Annotated in this window: 1 protein-coding gene; it reads right to left on the bottom strand. The window is 75.4% G+C overall.

Going from position 1 to position 1,542, the window contains the following annotated elements; translation table 11 throughout:
* On the bottom strand, window positions 1–1,250 hold a 1,250-nt coding region (locus NBZ83_RS32075), incomplete at its 3' end, for a sensor histidine kinase (protein ID WP_261576505.1).
* Window positions 1,251–1,542: the final 292 nt, after the last annotated feature.

A 1,542-nucleotide genomic window follows, 5' to 3' on the forward strand; every position in this document is an offset into this window, starting at 1 on the left:
GGGGTGGGCGGGGCCGGCCAGCGCAGCGTCACCTTGACCCCGCCGCCCGGCTGGGCGGTGACGACCACCTGCCCGCCGTGCCGGCGCACGGCCTGGTAGCTGCCGCTCATCCCGCCACCCGGGCGGACCGTCGTCGGGTCGAATCCGACGCCCCGATCGCGGACGACCACGAGCACCGCGCCCGCGTCGCCCTCGACGAACAGGCTGACCTCGTCGACCCCGCCGGCGTGCCGCACGACGTTGCGCAGCGCCTCCCGGGTCGCGGCGACCAGCGCCTCGCGCACCGGCGCGGGCGGCTCGCCCTGGATCGCCACGAAGGGGACGAGCGCGAGGCCCTCGTCGGCGAACGCGTCGACGACCGTCGACATCATCGCCTCGAACCCGGTCTCGCCCGGCGCGGGCGTCCCACCGCCACCGCCACCGCCGTTGCCGTTGCCGTTGCCGTTGCCGTCGAGGACTCGCGGGTCCAGCCCGCGCGGGTCCATGATGATCCGTCGGGCGCGTTGCGCCCCGCGCCTGGCCTCCCGGACCAGCGCGGGGGACGGGGTGCCGCCGGCGGCGACGTGGTCGACGATGGGCAGCAGGTAGTCGTGGATCTCCCGGTGGGTGATCTCGCGCTGGCGCAGGCTCTCGGCCTCCCGTTCCTGCTCCACGGCGACCCGGCCGGCGGCCTTGGCCGCGTCCTGGGCGGTCGCGGTCGCCGCGGACAGCGTCCGCAGCTCCCGGGCGATGAGCATCGCGACGATGTACCACAGGGTGAAGCCCAGCAGGTCCGAGCCGAGCTTGAGGGAGACGTCCGGCAGCACGGCCAGGCTCCACGCCGTCATCAGGATCGCCACCGCGGCGGCGGCGAGCAGCCCCAGACCCAGGCCGAACCCGACGCCGGCCGAGGCCACCAGGCTGAACGGCACCAGCTCGGTCATCAGCTTGTTGCGTTCGTGTGGTTGCGCCGCGCGGGAGCCGACCAGCATCAGCGCCACGCAGAAGGTGACGTCGGTGAGCACCAGCCGCCGGGACAGCCGGTCCGGCCCGTGCCATGCCCGCCAGGCGAACCAGCTCGCCTCGGCGGTGGCGGCGACCACGATCAGCACCGCGAGCCAGGGATGGCGCAGCCGGTCCCACCCGAACAGCGGGATGACCACGAACGTCGCGCAGGCGGCCCGCGCGTACCCGATCATCCGCGACATGCGCTGCTCGGTGCGATGGACGACGGCCCAGGGTGGATCCGCGGATCCACCCAACCCGGTCATAGGTCGCAACGGTAGTGATCGGGCACGGACACGGCCACCCCCTGCGTCCGATCCGGTCGTTGCGGTGTGCGTCGGGTGCCGGGCGGGCACCGCCACGAGATGGAAACCATCTGCCTCACCCCTGTTCCGGCGCCGCGCCGGCGCCTGGGATCGGCGGCTGCGGCGGTCCTGCCGCCGCCCGGCCCGGGCCCGCTTCCGACGCCGCCGGACCCCGTCCCGCCGTCGCCCATCCCCGATCCGGTGCCGCCGGGCCCGGGCCCCGACCCGGTGCCGCCCGGTCCCGGCCCAGATC

The sequence above is a fragment of the Frankia gtarii genome, assembly GCF_025403375.1.
In the GTDB taxonomy this organism is placed as follows: Bacteria; Actinomycetota; Actinomycetes; order Frankiales; family Frankiaceae; genus Frankia; species Frankia gtarii.